We start from the raw sequence: 23404 nt of genomic DNA, 5'->3' as shown, positions 1-23404 counted from the left end.
AATGGCACATTTCTCAATAATCTTGTGACGGTGCAGGAGGATCACCATCTTACATTTTAGCAAAATCTGTAGCTAAATGAGCTTGGCATTACTAATTCAGGACTGACGCCTCAACAACGTAATTCTGTTATTATTCGCTGTGTATCTTAATTCCCAACCCTTAGTTGCTCTATCCATTGATTTTATTGCAAATCTGCTAGAAGTTTTTGGATCTCTGTCAGCAGCGGTAGCTGTTGTTCTATACAAATTTCCTCGGCTTGATTTAGGTAATATTGGATCATTGGCTGTATGCCAATTACGCACCTCAGCATAGTTTTGGCTAACTCTACGAGTACCCTTAAAGTATCCAAACGATCGACCCCAGCATTCTTATCAATATTGTTCAACAGCATCTCGCTAGTTTGAAGATTTTCAATTGCTTGCTCAAATTCTCTAAGATTCTGAAATTTTTTGCCCATTTTATACACCCTATCTACCTTATGCCTGGAATCTCCATCACTTTCAAACTTAACACATTCACTCAAAATATCGAAAAAGTTTTGATATTCTTCGAGTCCATTGTACGCTGTCACCAAACCTTTGCTCTGATATATGCCATCAGGTCGATCTGCCAAATCAATATAACTTTTTAAAGGCTCTTGCACCCAAGTTATTACCGTTTTATATTTGTGGCTATTTGCACAAAAATCGCCGATCTCAGTAAGCAGATAAGTTGTACATTTGATTTGATGATCTTTGTCGGAGATTATTTCTATAAACTGATTTAAATAATCAATTGCTAAATCGTACTTTTTTAATCCTATGTATGTATTGCCCAAACCAGCCAATGCGTTGGCTTCTCCTTCGGTAAAGCTGTTTTGAATAGCAACTTTTAAAGCTTGGCTAAAATATGCGCTCGCTAAATTATAGCAGTCCCTGTAATAGTTGATGTATCCCAGAGTGTTTAAGACTTGGAATTCAATTTTATCTTCCTTAATATCAATAGCAATTACCAAGCAATCCTCCAAACATTTAATGGCATTTGGGTAACGATCTAGATAATTATGACCCTTTGATAGGTAAAATAAAGTCATTGCCTCTGCTTTTTTATTTTCATTTTTCCGGGCAATAGACAAAGCTTGCTGTAGATATTCGCTGGCAATCTGAAATTGTTCGATCGACTGGTAGACTAAACCAATCTGACACAAAATCTCAATATGAGTAGCAGCCGAAGTTACTAATTGTCCTCCTTGTTTCCAATCAAATGGTATCAGTTTGCTGTACAAACATATCAGGAGTTTAAAATGACTCCAATAGCGCATCGACTCGAAAGCATCGGAAAGTGCGATCGCAGATTCATCCCAATCCTCTGCTTGACAAGCATGATAGTATGCTAACAGCAGCGGTTTAATATCATTAATACTTTTCCATTCAGTTTTAGGCTTGAGGGGAACGTTCAGAAAGTAGCGGTATGCTTGCTGATTAGCGATGCGGAACTGTTCGTAATTTTGACACAGCAAGCGATAAGCTTTTTCTTGAATTAATGGATGCAATTGGTAAGATTCCCTTTGGCGATCGTAGTCAAGAAATTGTCGGCGTTTTAAAGCGAGGATGACGTTTTCTTTTAAGTCATATTCGCTCAACTCTGGCATCAGGGCTACAATTACTGCCAAACTTAGCGGATATTCTGATGTTTGACAGACAGAAATTCGCAGCAGACAAGTTTGTTCTGGTTCGCTCAAACGGGTTAACACTTCATCGATTAAATTTTCAATATCTCTAATTAACAGCCAGTTCCGATCTCGCAAAAACCTCTCTACTTTTCCTTCAAATTCACTGTCGTCCCGAATCAATGCCGCTATCATTTCCAAAGCTTTTGGATGTCCTTGATAAGATTCAGCTAGTGCGGTTAATTCTGAAGGAGTAGCGGATAACTCGAAACTTTGCAGGAGGGCAACAGCAGCATCGATATCCAATCCGCCCAGAGAGATAGTTTTAGTGGCGCGGCAGGGCAATTCTGCTAAATTTTCCCTACAGGTAAATATCACTTTGCTTTGATGTTCTGTTTCTGCTAACTGTTTGAGGAGCCAAGCATATTCAGGGCAGGATGCAGCAAAATATCCCGCTCGATTTGCCTGTCCAGTTTGCAAGACTGTCTCGACATTATCCAGCACTATTAAACAAGGCTGTTTTTTGAGTAACTCGATCAGCCTGGCGGTTTTTTTCAGATAATCATCTTGAACGGTAGTGGCGGTCGAAATTGCGCCGCCGGAGAGGGTAAACAACAGCGAATCAACAATCCAATCAAAACCAGGGGCTATACCTGTAGCAGAACGCAAAGATTCCCATGTTACGGCGGCAAAGTGTGTGGTTTCTGACTGAAGTTGACGCACTAATTGAGAAGTGAGAGTTGTTTTGCCAATACCTGCTAAACCCACAACACAGACAGAGGTAATTGTAATTGCTTTAGTATCGGGGGCTAGCAGTTCATTTTTGATAGTTTCCAGCTCTTGAATTCGCCCTGCAAAATTTCTAACTGGGGGCAACTTTTCTGGCAGTGTAAAACTCAGAGGATTAGGGATCTGTACTCCCTCTTTTTTGTTACTGGGGAGACAGTTTTCTGGAGTGCGATCGACAACTGCTTCCCAATTTTCTATTCCTAAAGTCTGACAAATTCTAATAAAAGTATCGTACTGAATCGGTTGCTTTGCCCAAAACCGTCTCAAAGTAGCTTTTGAGGTTAAAGCATCGCTGCACAAGACTTCTGCTCCTTTGTCCCATCGTTTCTGCCGTCGAGCTCTTTCAAGAATTTGGAAGCCTTCAGCGGACAATTTCAGAGAAGCCATGCTCATCCTTAATTAACTTGCACTTTCACTTACATTATCGCTAGCTCCAAGGATTATGCGTAGTTTTTGTCAGATTTTGTTACACAGAGACTGTGAGTTTTTACTTAGAGAAGTGAGCAAAATGAGCAAAATGAGCAACGAGGTTGAGCAAAATGAGCCACGAGATTGAGCAGTTAGCGACATTTACGCAAGACATTCTGGATATATGGGAAACAAGAGTCCGATCGAATCCGACCGATCGCGCATTCGAGTAATCATACGAGCTCGGCTGCGTAATTACTCTAGGGTTGCATCTATTAGCAGCAACGTTCGTAAAACTTAATGATTGGAAAGCGCGGCGCAACCAGTCGAACTTTGATAGCAGCAAACCAGCCTGCTTCTAGTTACTGACAGGAACTGTAGCAGCAACCCAAACAAACGAGAATATCCTGTCCCTCAATTGAGTGAAACTCAAAGATGTGACTGGTCGATCGGCAAAGCGTTGCTCAAAATGATTTCAATAACACTGCCTTTTCTGTAATACCAAAGAGGAAATTATGTCAGACCAAAATCTGCCGGATCAAAATAAGTCTAACCAAAACATGAATGCCCAGCCGGAAACCGCGTCCGACCAACTTGCGCCTGATGACGCAACAATCAACGGCAACCTTTTTGTAACCGGCTACGCCGCAGTCGGACCATTTGCTGCAACAACAGGCCAAGGAGGAATTAACGTTGCAGGACCAGTAGCTGAATTTGGTTTTGTAGATCGTAACCTGACTTCTTGGCCAACAACGCCAGTAGCAGGCGACCGTTTTGTCTGGTATAACAAAGACAAAAAAGCCCGTCTTTTCACACATACGAATCGTGATTTGCTAACAGTTACAGCCAATGGCAACGTTGGCATCGGGACGACGAATCCAGAAGCTAAATTACACCTCAATTCGGCCAAAGGAAACATTAAAATGTTGCGAACCTCTGGAGTAGGAGATGATTTTAGTTATGACGGCGGAAATGACAGTTTCTTTGTGTTTACTCATTACGGACAAGACATCGGACAGACGAAATTTATCTGGAATGACGGCACTAGCAAAAAAGATTTACTGACAATTAAAAACAAAGGCAACGTTGGCATCGGGGCGAATAATCCACTATCGATGTTGCATATTGCCGACGGATTACCTACTCAGCCTACTGGTGGTTACCGTTCTTGGATGGTAAGAGGAACCCTAGTTTCTGAGAATACCGATAATGTCTTTTTTGGCTTAAAACCTGAAGGTAAGGATGATCGCCAAGATGCGGTCATTGCATGGGGGGACAATACTGAGGATGTATTCAGATTCATCTTTGTAGGAGTCGGAGGCCCTGCTGATGGACAAGAAATAATGAGGTTGCAAGCAAATGGCACTGTCGGCGATGTCAGAGTCACAGGCGATGTCTATGCCAATGGCATTCTACTCAAGTCTTCGAGGGAATTAAAGGAGAATATTGCCGAACTTTCTGGAAAAGAAGCCGTTGAGGCATTAAAAAACCTCAACCCCGTTAAGTTCAATTTCAAAGCAGATAGCGACAAAAATCGGCATCTTGGATTTATCGCGGAAGATGTCCCAGAATTAGTGGCAACTTATGACAGAAAAACGATCAGTCCGATGGATATCGTTGCCGTGTTAACTCAAGCGCTGAAAGAGCAACAAAATACCATATCGGCATTAGCCGAAAAGGTAAAACTTTTGGAGGCTAAAACTGCATAACTGTCAATAATAACTATTGGGTTTGACAGCTAATCATTTTGAAAAGTTGTGTATGCGGGAAAGTTAGCCAGAGAAGCAAGTAGTTAACCTGCATACTCTCTTTTGGTAATGAACCGACACAACAACTTCTGAGTTTCGAGCGCTACCTCGAAACTCAGTTTCACCAATATCCATAACAGTGTTTTCACACCAGGAAATAAGAAGATTTAAATTATGTCTATCAAACTTGTTAAGCCGAGTTTTTGGGCGCTTGCCATTCTCTGTGCGATCGCCCTAACGCTACCATTCTTGGTGGATATGCCTGCTTTTGCTGATACCCTTTTTCCTCAAACAACTTCCACGCCAACTTTGGGGTCAAAGATTAGTCTGGAGAAAGAACCTACTTCCGCGCCAACTTCAAGCTCAACACAATCAGTTATTTCCCCTATTTCCCCGATTACAATCACCACTCCAACCAAGCACCCAGTCATCTACAAGGTTCCCAAGAATCCTGCCACTCAACAAGAACTTACCCCACAAGAGATTGCTCAAAAATTTAGTGCTGTGATATTTCATCGCGGATTCGCTCCCAAGGCGTTGGAGTACCGTCGCCTCGGCTTGCAGGGTCCTCTCATGCAGTACATAATTATGGAGCAACTGGTGGGACCCCCATACCGCGTGTTCTTTAGTCGTATAGGGCGAACGCAGGTATGCACCGAAAAGGAACGAGAGTGGGACGGCGCACGGAGTAACAACGTAACTATGGATAAGGGTGCTTTTTGCGAAATCCAGGACAGCATCGCCACGGGAACCACATTCGACCACGATCTCAACCCAGATACTCCGCCAATTCAAGCTACTGAGGACTGGTTTCTCCACGTCAGACCATTCCAGTCTTTTGAAAATTACCGAATTGTTAGAGATGGCGGTGGGGGAAAAGCCTACTACCCCAACCCTGGCAATAAAGACTGGCAGGAATATTTTATCGCCCGACTGCTGCGCGAAATGAAGGGTACCCCCAACCATCCCAAGTCGGGAATGGACGGTATTTACTTGGATAACTTGGAGTTGAGCTGGAACAAGGTGCGGCGGGATATGTGCAAACCTACACCTACTGAGAACTGCAAGTCTCAACTGGAGAAGTACCAGTCCAGCCAAGAATACGGCGATGCAGTTTTCGAGTTTGTCAAGCGTATTCACAACGTCCTCCATACCAACGACAATAACTTCCCTCTCTGGGCAAATATGATTGAGGGAGCACCCTGGAACTCGAACTCGGAGTGGGATCGCTTCGAGCCCTACTTAGAGGGTGGCTTCCTAGAAGCCTTTGCACTTGACTGGGGGAACGGCTATTTTAGCCCAAACACTATCGAAAATCAGCTTAAACAGGCTCAGAAGTGGCTTGAGAAAGGCAACAACTATATTGCCGGTGCGCCTGGTAACAGCACAAACCGAGATGAAAAAGCCCGTTTTGCACTTGCCACATATCTTTTGATTGCAGAAGGAAATAAGACGTACTTTAGCTATTCTGACCGTAGCAACCTCTACGATTACTGGTGGGAGTACCCCGAGTATTATTACAACTTCGGCAATCCGATTGAACCATATCAACAGGTTTCCGAAAATCCCAAACTTCTGCGCCGATCGTTCGAGCGTGGCAGCGTTGAGGTGGATCTGACCAACAAAGTCCCTAGGTTCAATTACACTCCGGGAAAGGCAAATCCATCTTAGCTGAGCCGCGCTTCGGTCTGGTGACAATATGCGAACTCAAAATTTGTAGGACTTTAGACCTCTTGCAAAAATAGCCCCGGACGGGCTAACAGCCCATCCGACAAGAGTAATTTTTTCTGGTGGGATAGGCGTCTATGCCTGCCTAATAATTCGATCGAAGGGACTTTTGCAAGAAGTCTATTCATGGGTCAAATCACTTGTATTTCAAAGGCAATCTATAGAGGGCTAATAACCAGTTTTGGAGTACAGAAAATCAGTGGTTAATTCTACTTTGTTAAAAAAAATCTCAAAAAATAATAGGATGAAAAACTTATCAACTGCCAATTTTCAGGCTCTAGATGGCAAGAATGGGGCGCGTCCCTTCAGCAGCGCGCGATCGGCAATAATGTTCGTTGACCCCGCTGTTGCGGACTGGGAAAACCTGGTGAAGGGGGTCAAACCGGGAATTGAAGTGATAATTCTCGATCGCGGGCGGGACGGAGTAAAGCAAATTAGCGAGGTTTTGGACTCGCGCACCGGAATTACCAGCGTTCATATTGTTTCCCACGGCAGCCCAGGTAGCTTGAAACTAGGGAACGCGCAGCTAAGTTGGCATAATTTAGACAAATATGGCAGTTTGTTGCAGCAGTGGCGGCGCGCTTTAACAGATGGTGCGGATCTGCTCATTTACGGTTGCAATGTGGCATCTGACCTCACGCCCTACCTCCGGGACTGCGAGGAGAGGGGAGAAGGGCAAGGAGGAGAGGTTGCGTTCATTCAACGCCTAGCTTTCCTCACGGGTGCAAATGTCGCCGCCTCCGCCAAGCTGATTGGCTGTGCTGAACTCGGTGGCGACTGGGAATTGGAATGCGCGATCGGGCAAATTAAGACCCCGTTAGCCTTTGAACCTGCAGTAATGGCGAACTACCAGGGCCTTTTTGCCGAGTCCATCACCCGCGTCTCCGTAGACTCCAATGGCAACCAGGGTGAGGGCGACCCAGGGGCTTACTTCAATCTATCTATCTCAGGTGACGGGCGCTATGTAGTCTTTGCGTCTGCTGACAGCAAGCTCGTGAAGGACGACACGAACCAAGTGCGTGATGTCTTCCTGCGGGATACCGTCAACAGCACCACCAGCCTGATCTCGGCTAACTCAAATGGTAGTTCCCTGTATCCGTCAATCTCAGCCGACGGGCGCTATGTGGCTTTTATGTCTGGTGCCACCAACCTAGTAAACGGCGACACTAACGGACAGGCTGATATCTTCCTGCGGGATACCGTAAAAAACACTACCAGCCGCATCTCTGTTGACTCCAATGGCAATCAAGGAAATGGTGCATCCGGCATTTCATCCATCTCAGACGACGGGCGTTATGTGGCGTTTGCATCTGCTGCCAGCAACCTAGTAAGTGGGGACACTAACGGACGGATTAATATCTTCCTGCGGGATACCGTCAACAGCACCACCGCCCTCATCTCCCTTGACTCGAATGGCAGTCAGGGGAATGAGAGCTCGTACAACCCATCAATCTCAGCCGACGGGCGCTATGTGGCGTTTGAATCTGGTGCCAGCAACCTGGTGAGTGGGGACACGAACAACTCTAGTGACATCTTTTTGCGGGATACCGTTACAAAAACCACCACCCGCATCTCAGTAGACTCCAACGGCCAACAGGGGAAAGAGAATAGGCACTCCCGGCAGGCGTCGATCTCAGCCGACGGGCGCTATGTGGCCTTTACATCTGCTGATAAATTGAGCAACAACGCTAATCCCTTCGATAGTAACATCTACGTGCGGGACACCCTCAACAGCACCACCACCTTAGTATCATCATTCGATCTAGATAAGCCCGGCAACGCCGCCCCATCCATCTCAGGGGACGGACGCTATGTGGTGTTTGACTCTCAGTATACGACCCTTACACAGAGCGGTTCAACAACAACCCAGACTAACGCATTGGACGTTTTCGTGCGGGACACCGTTAACAACACCACTAAGCGCATCTCTGTAGACTCTAACGGCAACCGAGGAAATGGCCCATCCACGCCGGCATCCATCTCAGGGGACGGGCGCTATGTGGCGTTCTACTCTCTTGCCACCAACCTGGTGACTGGGGATACTAACAACGCTATGGATGTCTTCGTGCGGGATATCAGCGCGCCCATACCAATTCCGACTCCGACTCCAGCGACAACTCCGACTCCAACAGAGACGACTCCAACTCCGACTCCAGCGACAACTCCGACTCCAACGCCTGCGCCAACTCCGACTCCAGCGACAACTCCGACTCCAACGCCTGCGCCAACTCCGACTCCAACGCCTACGCCAACTCCGACTCCAACAGAGACGACTCCAACGCCTGCGCCAACTCCGACTCCAACAGAGACGACTCCAACGCCTGCGCCAACTCCGACTCCAACAGAGACGACTCCAACGCCTGCGCCAACTCCGACTCCAACAGAGACGACCCCAACGCCTGCGCCAACTCCGACTCCAACAGAGACGACTCCAACGCCTGCGCCAACTCCGACTCCAGCAGAGACGACCCCAACGCCAGCGCCAACTCCGACTCCAGCACCGACACTTCCGACCCCAGCGCCAACGCCAACTCCTGCACCTGCGCCAACTCCGACTCCTGCGCCAATACCTGCGCCAACTCCAGCGCCAGCGCCAGCCCCTACTCCAACTCCGACTCCTGCGACGACTCCGACTCCTGCGCCAACTCCGACTCCTGCGCCAACTCCCGATCCCTGTATTTGCGATCGAATTGTGATCCCAAATTTTGCTTCAGTTGCTTTCACGCTTGGCGGTAGCAATGGCGATGACACCCTGACTGGCACCAATTCCAACGACGCTATCAACGGCAATGCTCGCAACGATATCATCATTGGCCAACAAGAGAACGACACCATAATTGGCGGAATTTTCAGCAACATTCCTGTCGGCTCAATTCTCGATCGCGACTTACTGTTTGGTAACGAGGGCAATGACTGGCTCGACGGTAGTGCAGGCGACGATACTATATATGCGGGCAAGAACGATGACCTCGCTGTTGGCGGCGCAGACGACGACTTGGTGCGGGGCGATAAGGGCAGCGATACTGTCTCTGGGGGCGATGGCAGCGATACGGTACGCGGCGGCAAGGGTAACGACACTGTTTTGGGCGATGCTGGGGACGATCGCGTATTTGGCGATAAAGCCAGCGATTTGCTTTGCGGCGGTGATGGCAATGACACCTTGCTTGGAGACACCGAGAGCCTTGCGCTAACGGGTGATGCGGGCTTGAATGACTCGCTGTGCGGCGGTGCTGGCGATGACTGGCTGATTGGCGGTGAGGGTGGCGATACTTTGAGGGGCTATCTCGGGAGCGATCGATTTGTGCTGTCATTTGGCGGCACTGATACTGTAATTGATTTTGAAGACAATCGAGACTTGCTGGTATTAAGCGGCGGTCTGACTTTTGAGCAACTGGCAATTACTCAAAACAATAATGCTGCGTCGATTGCGCTCGCGAATACCGGCGAACTATTAGCCATTCTCGATCAAGTCTCTGCTGCAAACATCACTGTCGCCGATTTTACGCTAATCTAAACCTAACTAATACCAACTCTGCATAAACTATGCGCCGGGGCCGGTTTATGAGATTGTCGATTGTGGGCAATTATTGGCAGGTTTACCCGGCCCTACAAAATTTAACATCAGACTTGTCTGAATCAAACGGAAACGATATAATTTACACTCTCAATATATTAAAATTATTGTGGGGTGGGCATCTTGCCCGACCAAAAACTGTAATTTTTAGCTCGATGCTGAAAATGTTTATTTAATCTGGAATTAATTAATTCCTACTTCCAGCCCAACCACCGCAACAAAGGCACAACTAAATAATGACTTACTCCCAAACAAAGCCCGATCGCACTTCCCAACAAACCAAAAAACACAATTGAACCCCAAACTTGCAGCCAGCCGAAGGTAACGTTAGACAGTGACAAAATCCCAAAGAAACTCCCCGGAAAAATGTTCCAAGCATTCAGCAACAGAAACATTCCCGTAGAGAAAACAGCCACTACCAAAGCGTGAACTAATTGATGGCTCCGCAAACCCATTCCCACAGTCAAAGAGGCGATCGCAAAAGCTCCCAAAATAACCCCCTGCACACCGCTAGAAGCTGTTGCTTCCATCCAGCACAAACCCGCCAACAAATAACCCTGAGCTCCCATCAATCCAGACAGCCAATACTGTTTTTGCTGGCGAAAACTCCCCGCATCAGTCAAACCGATCGCAGTTCCGAACCCCGCAAACCCAAACAGCAGCACTTCCGGCCCGACAGCGAAAGTCATGTTAGGCATTAATTGCTGCAAACCTTCATTCAGAAAACTGGCAATTTCCGGGCCTAGAGGCGAAGCATAACCCAAAACCAAACCGCCGATCGCCCCGGCAGTTCCACCAACGCCACCTAGCACCATTTCCCAGCCCGTATCCAGAGAAGCTACCACGATTTGGGCGATCGCGCCGAACACAACACCAGTCAGGCTGACAGTTTTTTGCGCCCCCGCCACCACTACTTGCCGGCAGAATTCTACAATAGCTTGGCCGATTGGGGCGATCGCGATTTTGCCCTTACTCCTAGCATAAATCTCCTGCAAACGCGCCCGAACATCGCCAGCCGTCGCCGGACGCTGCTGCACGTTCGATCGCACCATATCGTCCAACAAATTCGCCAAAGCCGGACTCACAGATACAATGTGGCGCCACCGCAACTCTCCCGTCATCGGATCTTCAATTTCCGCCGGATACTTCCCCGTCAGCAAGTGAATGCAAGTCCGTCCGAGGGCATAAAAATCCGTCGCCGGCACCACACCGCCGCCCACAATTTGTTCCGGCGGACTGTACCCGGGCGAAATCAACCGCGTCGAACTCCGAGAATCTTTCCCCACCGATTCGACACCGCCCATTTGTTTAACTCCCCCAAAGTCGATCGCCACCAATTGCAGTCCGCCCAAACCCTTGCTTAGCAAAACTTGGGGCGATTCCGGGTCTCGCAGCATCAAATTTGAGGGTTTAATGTCGCGGTGAATAATCTGACACCTGTGCAACTCCTCTAAAATTTCCACAGCTTGACTCAGCCAACTAAACACCCATTCCTGCGGACACCCCTGAGGGTGCTCGTCGAGAACCTCTTCTAAAGTTTTGCCGTGAATCTTTTCCATTACCAAACAAGGCAGCCGCTTCGCCGCAGGATTTCCCTCGCCGCCTGCAAAATTTTGCGTTTGGACGTGAAAATAACCGTCCGGCTCGACTCTCGGGACGCCCGGGTGCCGCAAACGAGCCAAAACCCAAGCTTCTTGCTCGAACAGCTTCAGGGCTTTCGCGGAAGTTTCGAGCAACACTTTCAGGACGCGATCGGTTTGAGTTTCTGTGTCCCAAACTGTGAAAATTGCTGCAAAACCCCCGGAACCGAGGCTTTCTACAGGCACGTAGCGATTTTTTAGCCGCAGGGGAGCCCCGCAACTATGACAAAAATTGTTGCCCCAAGTCTGAGGGTAGGGCCTTGGGCAATCTGGATTGATGCAGTGAACGGCTTTTGAAGGGGGGTGAGGCACAACCAGAGTAAAAATGGGGCTAAATATCCATACTAGACTTACGCGCAGCTCACGCAGAAACCCGGTTTTCAGCGAGGTTAAATGGCTGTAACGGCGGATTTGGTTTGAGAAACGAGCTTACTCTTGCTGCACAAGTCCTGTCCATATTATGTGGTATGCTGTCGATTTTTGAGTTGACGGTCTGGAAGTCGCGGGATTTTAGATTTTAGATTTTGGATTTTGGATTTTAGATTGCATACAGGATTGCTGTTGAGATCGATCTCAACTGCCATCCACAACTTTAGGTATTTCTAACTACTTAGCCCAGACCCATTACCCCTTACTAATTCTGATTTTTAAGTATTAAATTCTTTACATAAACCGTATTGATTCGCTGTTCGGCTCGCTGCACCATATCTTCCGCTCAAGCGAAATTCCTCCCCGCTCTGCGATCCCCAGCCTTTCCTCCTGCATCCTTCGCCGCTGGCTTTTCATAAGATATGTTACAAATATTTGCCTAATGTAAAGCAAAATAAATAATACTTATGATGATTAAAAGAATATTAAAATTTGAGAACGCCACTTTATTGATATATTTTTAACAGCCTGCGATCGGGCAAAAAAATTAAGCGAATACTAGGAAGCGAGATATGGCTTACGCGCAAACCCAAACTCAATCAAAGGCTGGGTATAAAGCCGGAGTTCAAGACTATAAACTAACGTATTACACGCCGGACTACACCCCAAAGGATACAGATGTTTTGGCGGCTTTCCGGGTAACACCGCAGCCGGGAGTACCCCCTGAAGAAGCCGGCGCTGCTGTAGCTGCTGAATCTTCCACAGGTACATGGACAACTGTGTGGACTGACCTCCTGACCGACCTCGACCGCTACAAAGGTCGCTGCTACGACATCGAGCCAGTTCCCGGTGAAGACAACCAGTACATCTGCTTCATTGCTTATCCTTTGGATTTGTTTGAAGAAGGTTCCGTCACCAACTTGCTGACCTCTTTGGTCGGTAACGTGTTCGGTTTCAAAGCTCTGCGCGCTCTGCGGTTGGAAGACTTGCGGATTCCCATTGCTTACCTGAAAACCTTCCAAGGCCCTCCTCACGGTATTACCGTTGAGCGGGACAAATTGAACAAGTACGGCCGTCCTTTGCTGGGTTGTACAATTAAGCCCAAATTGGGTCTGTCTGCTAAGAACTACGGCCGTGCCGTTTACGAAGTTCTGCGCGGCGGTTTGGACTTCACCAAAGACGACGAAAACATCAACTCGCAACCGTTCATGCGCTGGCGCGATCGCTTCCTGTTCGTTCAAGAAGCTATTGAAAAAGCTCAAGCAGAAACCGGCGAAGTCAAGGGTCACTACCTCAACGTAACTGCCCCCACCTGCGAAGAAATGATGGAGCGGGCTGAGTTCGCTAAGGAAATCAAAACCCCCATCATCATGCACGACTACCTGACAGGTGGTTTCACTGCTAACACCACCTTGGCTAAATGGTGCCGCCGCAATGGTATTTTGCTGCACATCCACCGCGCCATGCACGCAGTTATCGACCGTCAGAAAAACCACGGTATCCACTTCCGCGTGCTTGCCAAGTGCTTGCGGATGTCCGGCGGCGACCACCTGCACTCCGGTACAGTTGTGGGTAAACTCGAAGGCGAAAAAGGCATCACGATGGGCTTCGTAGACTTGATGCGCGAAGACCACATCGAAGAAGACCGCAGCCGCGGTATTTACTTCACCCAAGATTGGGCCTCCATGCCCGGTGTCATGCCGGTTGCTTCTGGTGGTATCCACATCTGGCACATGCCGGCTTTGGTGGAAATCTTCGGCGACGACTCCTGCTTGCAGTTCGGCGGCGGCACCTTGGGCCACCCTTGGGGTAATGCACCTGGTGCAACTGCTAACCGCGTTGCTTTGGAAGCTTGCGTCCAAGCTCGTAACGAAGGCCGCAACTTGATGCGCGAAGGCGGCGACGTGATCCGCGAAGCTTGCAAATGGTCTCCTGAACTGGCTGTTGCTTGCGAACTCTGGAAAGAAATCAAGTTTGAGTTCGAGGCAATGGATACCCTTTAAGGATTTTTGGTTGGAGATTTTAGGTTTTAGGTCGCAAACTTGCTAGGAAGTCTTTATCTTTGAAGAAGATTTACAAGTAAGTTTGCATCCAAAATCTAAAATCCAAAATCTAAAATTTGAGGGGGCTGGGGTCAAAATGGATCTCAAACAAGTTGCGAAAGACACCGCTAAGGTGCTGGCAAGTTACCTAACCTATCAATCCGTGCGGATGGTGGTCGCTCAGTTGAGCGAAACCAATCCTCCTTTGGCAATCTGGTTGAACGACTTTTCCACGAAGGCCAAAATCCAAGATGGAGAAGCATACATTCAAGAGTTGCTGAGGGAAAATCAAGATTTAGGATTTCGGATCATGACTGTGCGAGAGTATCTGGCTCACGATGTGACGGAATTTTTGCCAGAAATGGTTTGTACTGGCATTCAACAGGCGAATATGGAACACAGACGCCAGCATTTAGAGCGAACTACGCAACTTAATTGGTCTGTTCCTAGCAGTAATCCTGAAACATCAATAGATTCTGAACCGAATCTGGATAATTTGTCGAGTTAATCGATCGGCAAGTGCGATCGAACACACACCTTAGAGATACAAAAAATGAAGACTTTACCTAAAGAGCGTCGTTACGAAACTCTGTCCTATTTGCCCCCGCTGACAGACGCGCAAATTGCCAAGCAACTCCAGTACATCCTGGATCAAGGCTACATTCCCGGCGTAGAATTCAACGAAACCTCTGCCGCTGAAATGCGCTATTGGACTCTGTGGAAGCTGCCTTTGTTTGGTGCTCGCAGCGTCCAAGAAATCATGACAGAAGTTCAAGCTTGCCGTCAAGATAATCCTGGTTGCTACATCCGCGTCATGGGTTTTGACAACGTGAAGCAGTGCCAAGTGCTGAGCTTCATCGTCCACAAGCCTAACACCAGAGGCTACTAAAAAGTATTGGCTGGCTAATCTAATTTTTAGGTTAACAGTCATTGCAGATTGGAGGCGGGGAATTTTCTCTGCCTCTTTTTTTATAGTTTGCAAATAGCTTTTAACACTTGCAGCAACAAAATTGAAGAGTCGGACTCCATCAGGTTTAGCAAAGGCATTAGTTGATAGGTTGGGTGATTGCCCCCCTGAATATTGACGAACTGATAATGCATTCCGTTTGTTGTCAAGCCCCAGATTGTATCCTGATATTTTAAATTTTGATAAGCATAGGTTAGCAATTGGGATAAACCCATCAATGCGTTAATTCCAGAATTTTTACTTTCAATCACCAAAACCCAAAAATATGTATCGCTTCTGATGGGTTTTATCCTGTTGACAGCTAAGATATCAAACCGTCCTTTAATGATAGTATCTTCCTCTTCAATGCTAATTTCGGCTATGTCTTGTTCTAAACTAATTTTGATCGGGCGGCGGTAGAAGCCAGCCAATCGCATTAAGGGAAAGGTAGTCAGAGCTTTTACCAGTCCTTCAGAAACTCGATCAGTTGAAATGTAGTCATCGAAGTCATCCCTAATTTGTATAATTTCCTGCTGTTCGTGTTCTGTCATATCTTCAAGGGATAACAGAGAGGTAAATGAGTTAGTGTACTGTTTTTGAAAGCCGAACAGACGGTGTACTTCTGATAACGTTAGGTTTTTGGCATTAATAGTTGTCGTCATATTTTGATAGTTATTTAAGTTTTAGTTAGAATTGTAACATAGAGATTGCGGTAATCAACTTGCACCATTCTTAGGAACAGGCAAGATGCCTGTTCCACAACATATCAAGTTTCTTGTGGGGTAGACCGGAGAGCCGGCACATATTCTTAGGAACAGGCAAGATGCCTGTTCCACAACATATCAAGTTTCTTGGGAAGTATGCCTCTTGCCTGCCCATGAAAGTAGACGCAATTTCAATCGTCGGGTGACAACAAACCTAATCTATCCTTTCTATCACAATCCCATCAACTATTTCATAACCCCAATTAAAATGTCGATTTGCCAACTGCTCGGCCATGTCATATTCGCCAAAATTGCATAGTTCAACTAACATTTGATATGCTTCATCTCTTTCTCGCTGCAACCTTTCCCCCCGCAGTTTTTCTCTCTCTTCCTTAGAAGGATTGGGTCGCTCTTCTCCCAGGGGATTGATATCGCTAATGGCTTTCATATCAGCCTCATTAAAAAGGGATTGATTCGACTATTTCGCCGTCAACTATTTCGTAGCCCCAGTCGGGGTTGGCAGCGATTTGTTTTTCAACTATACTTCGGCCGAGAGGAGTTTGGTAAGCTTTTTGCAAAGAGGAAATACTGGGGATTTCGGCGGCGGTTGGTGGCTCTTTTTGTTCGAGTTTTGGTGGTTCAGCAATTGTTTCAGATGTGGATTGATTTAAGCCGGATTGAGGCGCGATCGCCCCTAACTTCCGCATAACGCTATCCTTGGTGATTTGCGGTTTTTCATTGAAGGAAGAGGGCAGATATGGTGTGTCAACGCCCTGCTGTTTTGCTTTGAGCGCATCATCAGCAAGACGATCGCACTTTCGCAGAAATCCCTCCCACAAATCTTTGCCCAAAACCGGGTTTCTCAAGTCAGCACGAGCTTTAGAGACTGCTGCTTCTAGGGGTTCGCCTTTGTGCACGTAATACTGAATTCGCTCTTCTTCAAAAGCAGGATAAGGCACTTCCGGCTCGATTTCCCAATCTCGCTTAACTTTTTGACTTTCTCCTAAAGGAATTCCGGCGATAAATTCATCCCAAAAAGTTGAGGTTAAGCCTTTTGTCATGCTGTCAATAATTTTAAATGCCCATCCAGAAGGATTGCCAAATCCTAAGCTGCGCTCTTGAGCATATGCTTCTAAAGCTCGCTGAAAGTTGTGCAGTTGTTCTTGGGAATCCCAAGGGCCGCTAAATCGGTAATTAGGCGTGACAGCAACGGCTATTTGCTGGCGGGGCTGCCCGAAATATTTGTCGGTTTTAACTACATGATTTGGGGGTGATGTTTCGCGGAAGATTGCTACAGGGTGATTGTTGTTTTCGCGGCTTATCGGTGTTATAATATCTGGCGGATTCGGTGTCTCAAAGTTATTGAGTTTTTCCTCGAAAGCATCAATGTCCGCCCAGAGTTCTAGGGTATCCGTGTGGGGATTTATTAATTTTTCTTTCAGGAGCGATCGCATTTTGAGCTGCTTTCTCGCTAATTCCTGTTCTTCCTGATTTAAACCCGTTGCTTTTTCTATTTCTGTGCTGTTAGTTTTCATCCATTCGCCGGAGTTGGACTTTTGTGATTGCCATTGCAATAATTGGCAAAGAAAAATACTCGCCGCGACTCCGCCGGTAATTGTGGCGAGTTTGGGATAGTAGATGGCGGGGTTTCCTAGATTTCCTAAAAATATTCCTATTTTCATTTTGTATATTCTTAATTCCCTTGAATCTTAGGGTTATTATTGGCGCAGCTTAGCTTGAATTCTAGGGGGCGCCTCGGGGCAGCTTACCTCAACTCAACTAGCATTGAGAAACTTAAGATTTTCTTTAAGCTTCTGTCTATTCCTGACTGAATGGAGTTTCTAGAGTAAAAACGGGGATCGCTTATTCGATCGCCTGATTGACAGGGCTGAGTTAAACGTAATAATAAATTATTTACTGTACAGCTTCTGCCAAAATGAATCCAGAACGCCAAGAGGCTTATTTGAACTTAATCGAGCGAGTGCTTACTTGTCCCAACGGCCAAGAACCAGAGGTTTTGAGTTCCTGTTCCGATTTAATTGATGCGGGATTTGTGCAAATGCTAATCCAGATATCGGCTTCTATGGCGCGCGAAGGTGACGAAGATACTGCTAATTTTTTAGTGCAACTTGCTCGTTTGCTGGGGAAATCTTTGGGTTTGTCGCCGGATTTGAGGTCGGCTGGGTACAGTAGTGCAAAGGGGTAGAGAAGAGTTGCGATCGCCTCGTTGTATCATGTTTTGAGAAATGAGGGCGATTCCCTACCCTTCGGGATAGCTTCGCCTCACCTACTTTTTAAATGTCTGGATTGCCTTATAGTTTATATTCGAGAGGTTCACAAAACTCATCCACCCCAGTTTTAAATACATAAATAATCACCGAAGTCACCAAAATATTAGGGCAAATTTTTGCTGCTACTAAATCTCTAAATGCTGCATTCAATTGTCCGTTTTTCAACTCTTCTTTAACCTCGGATTTGCAGATAGCAACGCGGCATCTTTTGGCCAATCCGTCTAACCAATTTTCCGAGATATTCGGTTCTTGGCCGGCTTGAATTGCTAGAGATATCGCTGCATCTTCGATGTTACCTTCGCAATCTTCGATGGCGTCTAGGGCTTTTAGGGCTTCGGGATATTCGGCTAATTGTGAGCGAAATTGGGCAATTTGTTGTGAGGTAATAATCACCATATTATTTTCCTGTGTTCTCTGCTGGCGGGATAAGTTTAGCAATTAAAGTTGATATTATAGCATTTTTTGATTGAGGTGGGAATTAGGCGATGGAACTTAATTATATTTTTAACTAATATTTTGCACCTCGCAATAGTCTGGATGGGGCTTAAGCCCTGGTATTAAAGCTTAAGTCCGGGCTATGGAGAGTGATGTTAAAATTGACAAAATGCGACGCTCAAATAAGTTTGCAGGACTCATATTTTTAGGGAGTTAGGAAAAATGACGACCGTTACTTTAAACTTAGATACTGTCCAACTAACAGACGAACAGTTTTACCGTTTATGCCAGATGAATCAAGATTGGCAATTTGAACGGACTGCTAAAGGAGAAATTATCATTATGTCACCAGTAGGCGGAGTCAGCGGCAATCGAGAAGCCGATTTAATTACTGATTTGGGCTTGTGGAACCGTCAAACTCAGCTAGGGAGAGTGTTTAGTTCTTCAACAATTTTTCGGTTGCCTAATAAAGGCGATCGATCGCCTGATGCGGCTTGGGTTAGCTTGGAAAGATGGTCTGCTTTAACGGATGAACAACAAGAGAAATTTCCGCCGATTTGTCCTGATTTTGTCATAGAATTGCGTGAAGCGAAGCTATCCCGTAGGGAATCGCGCACAGACCCGCTGCGGCAGCTTCAGGAGAAAATGCAGGAATATCTAAACAGCGGCTTGCGCTTGGGTTGGCTGATTAATCCTCAAGACGAACAAGTAGAAATTTATCGCCCTTCTCGCGAAGTAGAGATTGTACAATTTCCTGTAAGTTTATCGGGAGAAGATGTCTTGCCCGGATTTGTGCTTAATTTGCCCATGATTTGATATTGCATCAAACTTTTTCTGTTTCCAACTGTATTTTCTTGGGGCAAATATCATCATCGTACCAACCAGTCAAAGCCACCGCCAAAGCATCCGCCGCATCGTCGGGTTTCGGAATATAACCCAACTCTAACTCTCGCGCCACGGCCTCTTGCACTTCAGATTTATCCGCATTACCGCGCCCTGTCAAAGCTTGCTTAATTTGAGCCGGCGTAAACTCGAAAAGTGGCACTCTACACTGCGCTAATACCAGTGTCAAAACGCCGCGCGCTTGCGCTACAAGTATGGTATTTCCCATCTTGTAAAAAAACAATTTTTCGGCAATTGCTACATCAGGTTTAATCTCTTCAATTACCGCGTGTAAATCGTCGTAAATTGTTTTCAACCGCTGTCCCATTTCCTGTTTGGGCGTTGTTTGTATGACGCCGCAATCAATCATGGAAACAAAGTTTTCATCTTGTTTACCGGGGACAATTTGACAGCAAATTGCCCCGTAGCCGAGATTTGCTAAGCCGGGATCTAATCCTAAAATTCGTTTTTCCATTGCCCGAATTAGTAATTGGAAATGGGGAAGGAGGCATTAAAAATTTGGGAAATGTTTCCTCACCACCAATTACCAATTACCAATTATTAATTACCCCTCAGTTGTTTCTAGGCCGAATACCCGATCAAACACTTTAGTCACTTTATACCCCGAATCTATTGATTCTAGCGGGTCTTTCCGCAACCGGTGCCGCAAACACAGAGTCATCACCCGGCGAATATCGTCCACAGTCACCTCTGTGCGGCACTCCAAAGCCGTGAAAGCTTTCGCAGCCCGATTTGTCACCAAATCGCCCCGCAGCCCGTCTACGTCCAATTCAGCGCAGACTTGGGAGATTTTTACCCGCAACTCTCGATCGATAGTTACCGATTTCAACCTTTCCTGAGCTTCCACCAACTTCTGCTGCATCTCATCTTGTTCGCGCTGGTATTTCGCGAGAAACTCCGCTGGATTTTGGTCAAAGCTCGATCGCTGTTCGACAATTTCTACTCTTAAATTCGGGTCTTTCACAGTCCGAATTTCTGCGTGCATCCCGAATCTGTCGAGCAACTGCGGCCGCAATTCTCCTTCTTCTGGGTTGCCGGAACCGATGAGAATAAACTTAGCCGGGTGGCGGATCGAAATGCCTTCTCTTTCAACAGTATTCCAACCGCTCGCGGCAGAGTCGAGCAAAACATCGACTAAATGATCGTCGAGCAAATTGACTTCATCAACGTACAGAATGCCGCGGTTAGCTTTAGCTAAAAGACCGGGTTCAAAAGCTTTAACACCTTCCGACAAAGCTTTCTCGATGTCGATCGTACCGCAAACTCGGTCTTCGGTAGCGCCTAGAGGCAAGTCTACCATTTGGACTTTTTTGCGGGCGATTTTAATGTCAGTTTGAGATAAAGTGCGATCGCGCACCTCATCGCTCATCAAATCTGGATCGCTGGGATGACTGTTAAAAGGATCGTCAGCCACCACCTCAATTTCCGGCAGCAAATCAGTGAGGGCGCGGATTGTGGTAGATTTACCAGTACCTCGATCGCCCATAATCATCACCCCGCCAATTTTGGGATCGATGACATTCAACAGCAGCGCCAGTTTCATCTCCTCCTGGCCAACAATCGCAGTGAAGGGAAAAACAGCGCGGCGGGCTGGAGTAGCGGTAACGGTTGGTAGAGCGCCCGCATTTAGGGTATTGCTGACTTCGGCAGTAGGACTCACAGGATAACTCAAAATATAATAATTGCTTGTTTATTGTGACATACAAGCGGACAACAGTCACTCAAAGGTAGGCGATCGTCGTTTTGAGTAGCCTAGTCGGTTTACAAAAATTCATACACCTCTATAATATCTTGTAACGTCCGTCAAGAGTTATAATTAAGAGGTATTTATCTATCTATTTTATCGGCCTATATTTGCTAAGTCTATCGCATTAAAAGTTGAGTTACTTTATGTTAATTGAATTTTCAGTCAGTAACTTTAGGTCAATTAAAGAAGAGCAAACATTAAGCATGATTGCCGACTCTTCCACCAGGAAGAATGACAATACTTTTGTGCCAATCGAAGGTAATAAACTGCGCTTGCTTGACTCTGCGGCGATTTATGGAGCAAATGCTTCTGGCAAGTCAAATATTCTCAAGGCTTTGAATACACTGATCGCCTATTTTCACACTCTAAATATTGATGTTGATGACAATATTCCTTATTACGAACCATTCGAGTTAGACAAGTCGTGGTTAAGCCAGCCTTCAATCTTCAAGCTTAGTTTTATTATTGAAGGAATTATGTATAAGTATCAACTTGCTTTTGACAGTCGAGAAGTTCATCACGAACAGCTAGATTTTTATCCACATAAAAGACAAGCCAACTTATTTATTCGTACAAAAAACGAGGTCAAGCGCGGTGATTATTTTCAAGACAAGCGAGGGTTTTCAACCAAAGCCTTAACTAAATATCCTTATTTATCAAAAGTAGCCCGTGAAGAACATGAACAAATGCAAAAAATTTATGAATACTTAAAAACATATGCTTGTTTTGCAGCCAACGATCCTCACATGAGGAGTTCATTAGTACATCATGTTAATCAATTATTACAAGAAGATCAAAAGCTCAAAAGACAGTTGGATAAACTCATCAAAATAGCTGATACTCAGATAGAAAACATTCAATTTGAAGAAAAGAATGTTAAGTTTGAATTTGCTGATGAGGTGCCAGAGGGAATTAAAAATTTCATTATTAGTGACAATAAGTATGAATTGTTTGCCGTCCATAAGACTTTTGGAGATGGCGTATCAGAAGGTGTAACTAATTTTAAATTTTTCCAAAAAGAATCAATCGGAACTATTACACTTTACGGTCTAGGCGCTTTGATTTTATTGATCTTAAAGAGAGGTCATATTCTAGCTATTGATGAAATAGATAATAGTTTACATCCTAAACTGTGTAAGTTCTTAATTAAGTTATTTCACCATCCATTAACTAATCCCCGTAATGCCCAACTAATTTTTACCAGCCATGAAACCACTCTACTAGATCGAGAATTATTCAGAAAAGATCAAATCTGGTTTACCGAAAAAAATAAATATGGTGAAACCCAACTCTTTTCTGCCCAAGACTTTGATAAGGTAAAAGGTGATGAACCTTTTGACCTATGGTATATGCAAGGTAAATTTGGTGGTCAGCCTAATATTAAAGAAGTTGAATTTATTTTTGGCGATGAGTAGACAAACAAAAAGAAAATTAAGACAGTTAAAGCAGTCCATCTACATAGTATGTGAAGGAACTAATACGGAACGGATTTACTTTGAGCGGATTGCTCAGGAAAATGATGTATTTGAAAAATATGCCATCACCGTTTATCCAAGTGAAGAAGACCAAATAAAAGCCTCAAAAAAAGAAGGTGAATCTATTAAAACAGATGCGGTGAATCTGGTCAAACTCGCCAAACAAGAAATAAACAATTATAACGAAGTTTGGGCAGTTTTTGATAAAGATGGTTATACCAAACATGAAAAAGCATTTTCCGATGCACAGAAACACGGTATTAAGTTAGCGTTTTCAAGTATTGCTTTTGAACATTGGATTTTATTGCATTACGAACAGAATCGAACTGCTTTCCCTAAATCGCAGAATGTTATTGATTATTTGGAACAAGCAGGTTATTTTACAGGCTATTCTAAAAAAGCAGATATTTCCATTTATCCTCGACTTCAAAACCTGACTAAAACAGCTATTGAAAATGCAGCCTGGTTACGGATGGAAATGGCAAAAAATAGAGCTGCTGGTGATGATAAAATCTATGAATTAAATCCTTATACTACTGTAGATAAGTTAGTAATGAAGCTTTTAGCTTTTAATCCTGTAACCTACGGATATATTAAGGAAACGCTGAGAATTAGCGAGATTAGCATCACAGTTAATGATGTTCAGCGCCACTGTGGAATAACTTTGAGTGTTTGTATTGTCAATGAGGGAAAGTGTGGCTATTTAGTGAACAACCACTGCAACCACTTTTATTTAAAAGATGAAAACGAAAATACATTTCCCATTGTCATTGATACTCCAATTAAAATTGAACCAAGTTAAACTCAAGATATGGCCTTAAAGTTTGAAATATCTTCAGCAACGGGCAAGTTAAGATTGCATTTTAGTCCTAAGCCAAAGGAAATACTAATTATTGCGCTTGACAATATAACTGAACCGTGAAAATAATTACCCACAAAAACAAAATAAACCGGGT

At 45.4% G+C, this 23404-nt stretch carries 18 protein-coding genes; 10 read left to right on the top strand and 8 right to left on the bottom strand.

Annotation, left to right across the window (positions count from 1 at the left end; genetic code table 11):
• Positions 1-182: 182 nt before the first annotated feature.
• Positions 183-2825 (bottom strand): tetratricopeptide repeat protein, encoded by a 2643-nt coding sequence (locus QUA57_RS09530; protein WP_333060527.1) that lies wholly within the window; start codon positions 2823-2825, stop codon positions 183-185.
• Between the two features lie 536 nt (positions 2826-3361).
• Between QUA57_RS09530 and QUA57_RS09525 the strand changes: the two genes are divergently transcribed.
• From QUA57_RS09525 to QUA57_RS09515, 3 genes are all read left to right on the top strand, one after another.
• On the top strand, positions 3362-4555 hold the full coding sequence (locus QUA57_RS09525; protein WP_333060526.1) for a tail fiber domain-containing protein: 1194 nt from the start codon (positions 3362-3364) through the stop codon (positions 4553-4555).
• Positions 4556-4768: 213 nt separating this feature from the next.
• The gene (locus QUA57_RS09520; RefSeq protein ID WP_333060525.1) at positions 4769-6265 is read left to right on the top strand and encodes a hypothetical protein; all 1497 of its coding nucleotides are present in this window, start codon (positions 4769-4771) and stop codon (positions 6263-6265) included.
• Positions 6266-6566: 301 nt separating this feature from the next.
• Positions 6567-9836 (top strand): DUF4347 domain-containing protein, encoded by a 3270-nt coding sequence (locus QUA57_RS09515; RefSeq protein WP_333251063.1) that lies wholly within the window; start codon positions 6567-6569, stop codon positions 9834-9836.
• A gap of 254 nt (positions 9837-10090) precedes the next feature.
• Here the strand turns inward: QUA57_RS09515 and QUA57_RS09510 are convergent, their stop codons facing one another.
• Positions 10091-11848: a serine/threonine-protein kinase gene (locus QUA57_RS09510; protein WP_333060522.1), complete on the bottom strand. Its 1758-nt coding sequence runs from the start codon at positions 11846-11848 to the stop codon at positions 10091-10093.
• 629 nt (positions 11849-12477) lie between these two features.
• On the opposite strand from QUA57_RS09510, the gene QUA57_RS09505 reads away from it, so the two are divergent.
• From QUA57_RS09505 to QUA57_RS09495, 3 genes are all read left to right on the top strand, one after another.
• A complete protein-coding gene (locus tag QUA57_RS09505; protein WP_190660564.1) occupies positions 12478-13908 on the top strand; it encodes a form I ribulose bisphosphate carboxylase large subunit in 1431 nt (476 codons plus the stop codon).
• Between the two features lie 136 nt (positions 13909-14044).
• Positions 14045-14455 carry a RuBisCO chaperone RbcX gene (gene rcbX / locus QUA57_RS09500; protein ID WP_190660566.1) on the top strand — a complete coding sequence of 137 codons (411 nt, stop codon included), beginning with the start codon at positions 14045-14047 and terminating at the stop codon, positions 14453-14455.
• A 45-nt stretch (positions 14456-14500) separates the two neighbouring features.
• Positions 14501-14836, top strand: a complete 336-nt coding sequence (locus QUA57_RS09495) for a ribulose bisphosphate carboxylase small subunit (protein WP_333041670.1) — start codon at positions 14501-14503, stop codon at positions 14834-14836.
• Between the two features lie 80 nt (positions 14837-14916).
• Here QUA57_RS09495 and QUA57_RS09490 read toward each other — a convergent pair whose 3' ends face one another.
• The 3 genes from QUA57_RS09490 to QUA57_RS09480 all read right to left on the bottom strand — a co-directional run bounded on the left by QUA57_RS09490 (position 14917) and on the right by QUA57_RS09480 (position 17279).
• Positions 14917-15555: a restriction endonuclease subunit R gene (locus tag QUA57_RS09490; RefSeq protein WP_333060521.1), complete on the bottom strand. Its 639-nt coding sequence runs from the start codon at positions 15553-15555 to the stop codon at positions 14917-14919.
• 256 nt (positions 15556-15811) lie between these two features.
• The gene (locus QUA57_RS09485; RefSeq protein WP_333060520.1) at positions 15812-16045 is read right to left on the bottom strand and encodes a hypothetical protein; all 234 of its coding nucleotides are present in this window, start codon (positions 16043-16045) and stop codon (positions 15812-15814) included.
• Between the two features lie 10 nt (positions 16046-16055).
• Positions 16056-17279 (bottom strand): hypothetical protein, encoded by a 1224-nt coding sequence (locus QUA57_RS09480; protein ID WP_333060519.1) that lies wholly within the window; start codon positions 17277-17279, stop codon positions 16056-16058.
• A 254-nt stretch (positions 17280-17533) separates the two neighbouring features.
• Between QUA57_RS09480 and QUA57_RS09475 the strand changes: the two genes are divergently transcribed.
• Positions 17534-17803: a hypothetical protein gene (locus QUA57_RS09475; protein ID WP_333060518.1), complete on the top strand. Its 270-nt coding sequence runs from the start codon at positions 17534-17536 to the stop codon at positions 17801-17803.
• Between the two features lie 106 nt (positions 17804-17909).
• Here the strand turns inward: QUA57_RS09475 and QUA57_RS09470 are convergent, their stop codons facing one another.
• The gene (locus QUA57_RS09470; RefSeq protein WP_333043082.1) at positions 17910-18284 is read right to left on the bottom strand and encodes a hypothetical protein; all 375 of its coding nucleotides are present in this window, start codon (positions 18282-18284) and stop codon (positions 17910-17912) included.
• A 261-nt stretch (positions 18285-18545) separates the two neighbouring features.
• On the opposite strand from QUA57_RS09470, the gene QUA57_RS09465 reads away from it, so the two are divergent.
• On the top strand, positions 18546-19139 hold the full coding sequence (locus tag QUA57_RS09465) for a Uma2 family endonuclease (protein ID WP_333060517.1): 594 nt from the start codon (positions 18546-18548) through the stop codon (positions 19137-19139).
• A 7-nt stretch (positions 19140-19146) separates the two neighbouring features.
• Here the strand turns inward: QUA57_RS09465 and ruvC are convergent, their stop codons facing one another.
• Together ruvC and bchI are read right to left on the bottom strand one after the other, a co-directional pair.
• Positions 19147-19680 (bottom strand): crossover junction endodeoxyribonuclease RuvC, encoded by a 534-nt coding sequence (gene ruvC / locus QUA57_RS09460; protein WP_333060516.1) that lies wholly within the window; start codon positions 19678-19680, stop codon positions 19147-19149.
• Between the two features lie 90 nt (positions 19681-19770).
• Entirely contained in the window at positions 19771-20886 is a 1116-nt protein-coding gene (bchI, locus tag QUA57_RS09455) for a magnesium chelatase ATPase subunit I (protein WP_333040655.1), read from the bottom strand.
• 230 nt (positions 20887-21116) lie between these two features.
• Here bchI and QUA57_RS09450 point away from each other — a divergent pair, with 230 nt between their 5' ends.
• Both QUA57_RS09450 and QUA57_RS09445 read left to right on the top strand, forming a co-directional pair.
• A complete protein-coding gene (locus QUA57_RS09450) occupies positions 21117-22388 on the top strand; it encodes an ATP-binding protein (RefSeq protein ID WP_333060515.1) in 1272 nt (423 codons plus the stop codon).
• Complete coding sequence (locus QUA57_RS09445) at positions 22381-23250, top strand: RloB family protein (protein ID WP_333060514.1); 870 nt, start codon at positions 22381-22383, stop codon at positions 23248-23250. Before QUA57_RS09450 ends, QUA57_RS09445 begins: the two co-directional genes overlap by 8 nt.
• The last annotated feature ends 154 nt before the right edge of the window (positions 23251-23404 follow it).

It is taken from the genome of Microcoleus sp. Pol7_B2, assembly GCF_036701035.1.
Lineage (GTDB): Bacteria > Cyanobacteriota > Cyanobacteriia > Cyanobacteriales > Microcoleaceae > Microcoleus.
The sequence above is the reverse complement of the archived record's forward strand: the minus strand, read 5'-3'. Positions and strand labels throughout refer to the sequence as shown.

Excerpts from the sequence above, each read along its gene's own strand:
- QUA57_RS09530 (WP_333060527.1), bottom strand. The coding sequence starts at position 2,825 with ATGGCTTCTCTGAAATTGTCCGCTGAAGGCTTCCAAATTCTTGAAAGA.
- QUA57_RS09525 (WP_333060526.1), top strand. The coding sequence starts at position 3,362 with ATGTCAGACCAAAATCTGCCGGATCAAAATAAGTCTAACCAAAACATG.
- QUA57_RS09520 (WP_333060525.1), top strand. The coding sequence starts at position 4,769 with ATGTCTATCAAACTTGTTAAGCCGAGTTTTTGGGCGCTTGCCATTCTC.
- QUA57_RS09515 (WP_333251063.1), top strand. The coding sequence starts at position 6,567 with ATGAAAAACTTATCAACTGCCAATTTTCAGGCTCTAGATGGCAAGAAT.
- QUA57_RS09505 (WP_190660564.1), top strand. The coding sequence starts at position 12,478 with ATGGCTTACGCGCAAACCCAAACTCAATCAAAGGCTGGGTATAAAGCC.
- rcbX (WP_190660566.1), top strand. The coding sequence starts at position 14,045 with ATGGATCTCAAACAAGTTGCGAAAGACACCGCTAAGGTGCTGGCAAGT.
- QUA57_RS09495 (WP_333041670.1), top strand. The coding sequence starts at position 14,501 with ATGAAGACTTTACCTAAAGAGCGTCGTTACGAAACTCTGTCCTATTTG.
- QUA57_RS09490 (WP_333060521.1), bottom strand. The coding sequence starts at position 15,555 with ATGACGACAACTATTAATGCCAAAAACCTAACGTTATCAGAAGTACAC.
- QUA57_RS09485 (WP_333060520.1), bottom strand. The coding sequence starts at position 16,045 with ATGAAAGCCATTAGCGATATCAATCCCCTGGGAGAAGAGCGACCCAAT.
- QUA57_RS09480 (WP_333060519.1), bottom strand. The coding sequence starts at position 17,279 with ATGAAAATAGGAATATTTTTAGGAAATCTAGGAAACCCCGCCATCTAC.
- QUA57_RS09475 (WP_333060518.1), top strand. The coding sequence starts at position 17,534 with ATGAATCCAGAACGCCAAGAGGCTTATTTGAACTTAATCGAGCGAGTG.
- QUA57_RS09470 (WP_333043082.1), bottom strand. The coding sequence starts at position 18,284 with ATGGTGATTATTACCTCACAACAAATTGCCCAATTTCGCTCACAATTA.
- QUA57_RS09465 (WP_333060517.1), top strand. The coding sequence starts at position 18,546 with ATGACGACCGTTACTTTAAACTTAGATACTGTCCAACTAACAGACGAA.
- ruvC (WP_333060516.1), bottom strand. The coding sequence starts at position 19,680 with ATGGAAAAACGAATTTTAGGATTAGATCCCGGCTTAGCAAATCTCGGC.
- QUA57_RS09450 (WP_333060515.1), top strand. The coding sequence starts at position 21,117 with ATGTTAATTGAATTTTCAGTCAGTAACTTTAGGTCAATTAAAGAAGAG.
- QUA57_RS09445 (WP_333060514.1), top strand. The coding sequence starts at position 22,381 with ATGAGTAGACAAACAAAAAGAAAATTAAGACAGTTAAAGCAGTCCATC.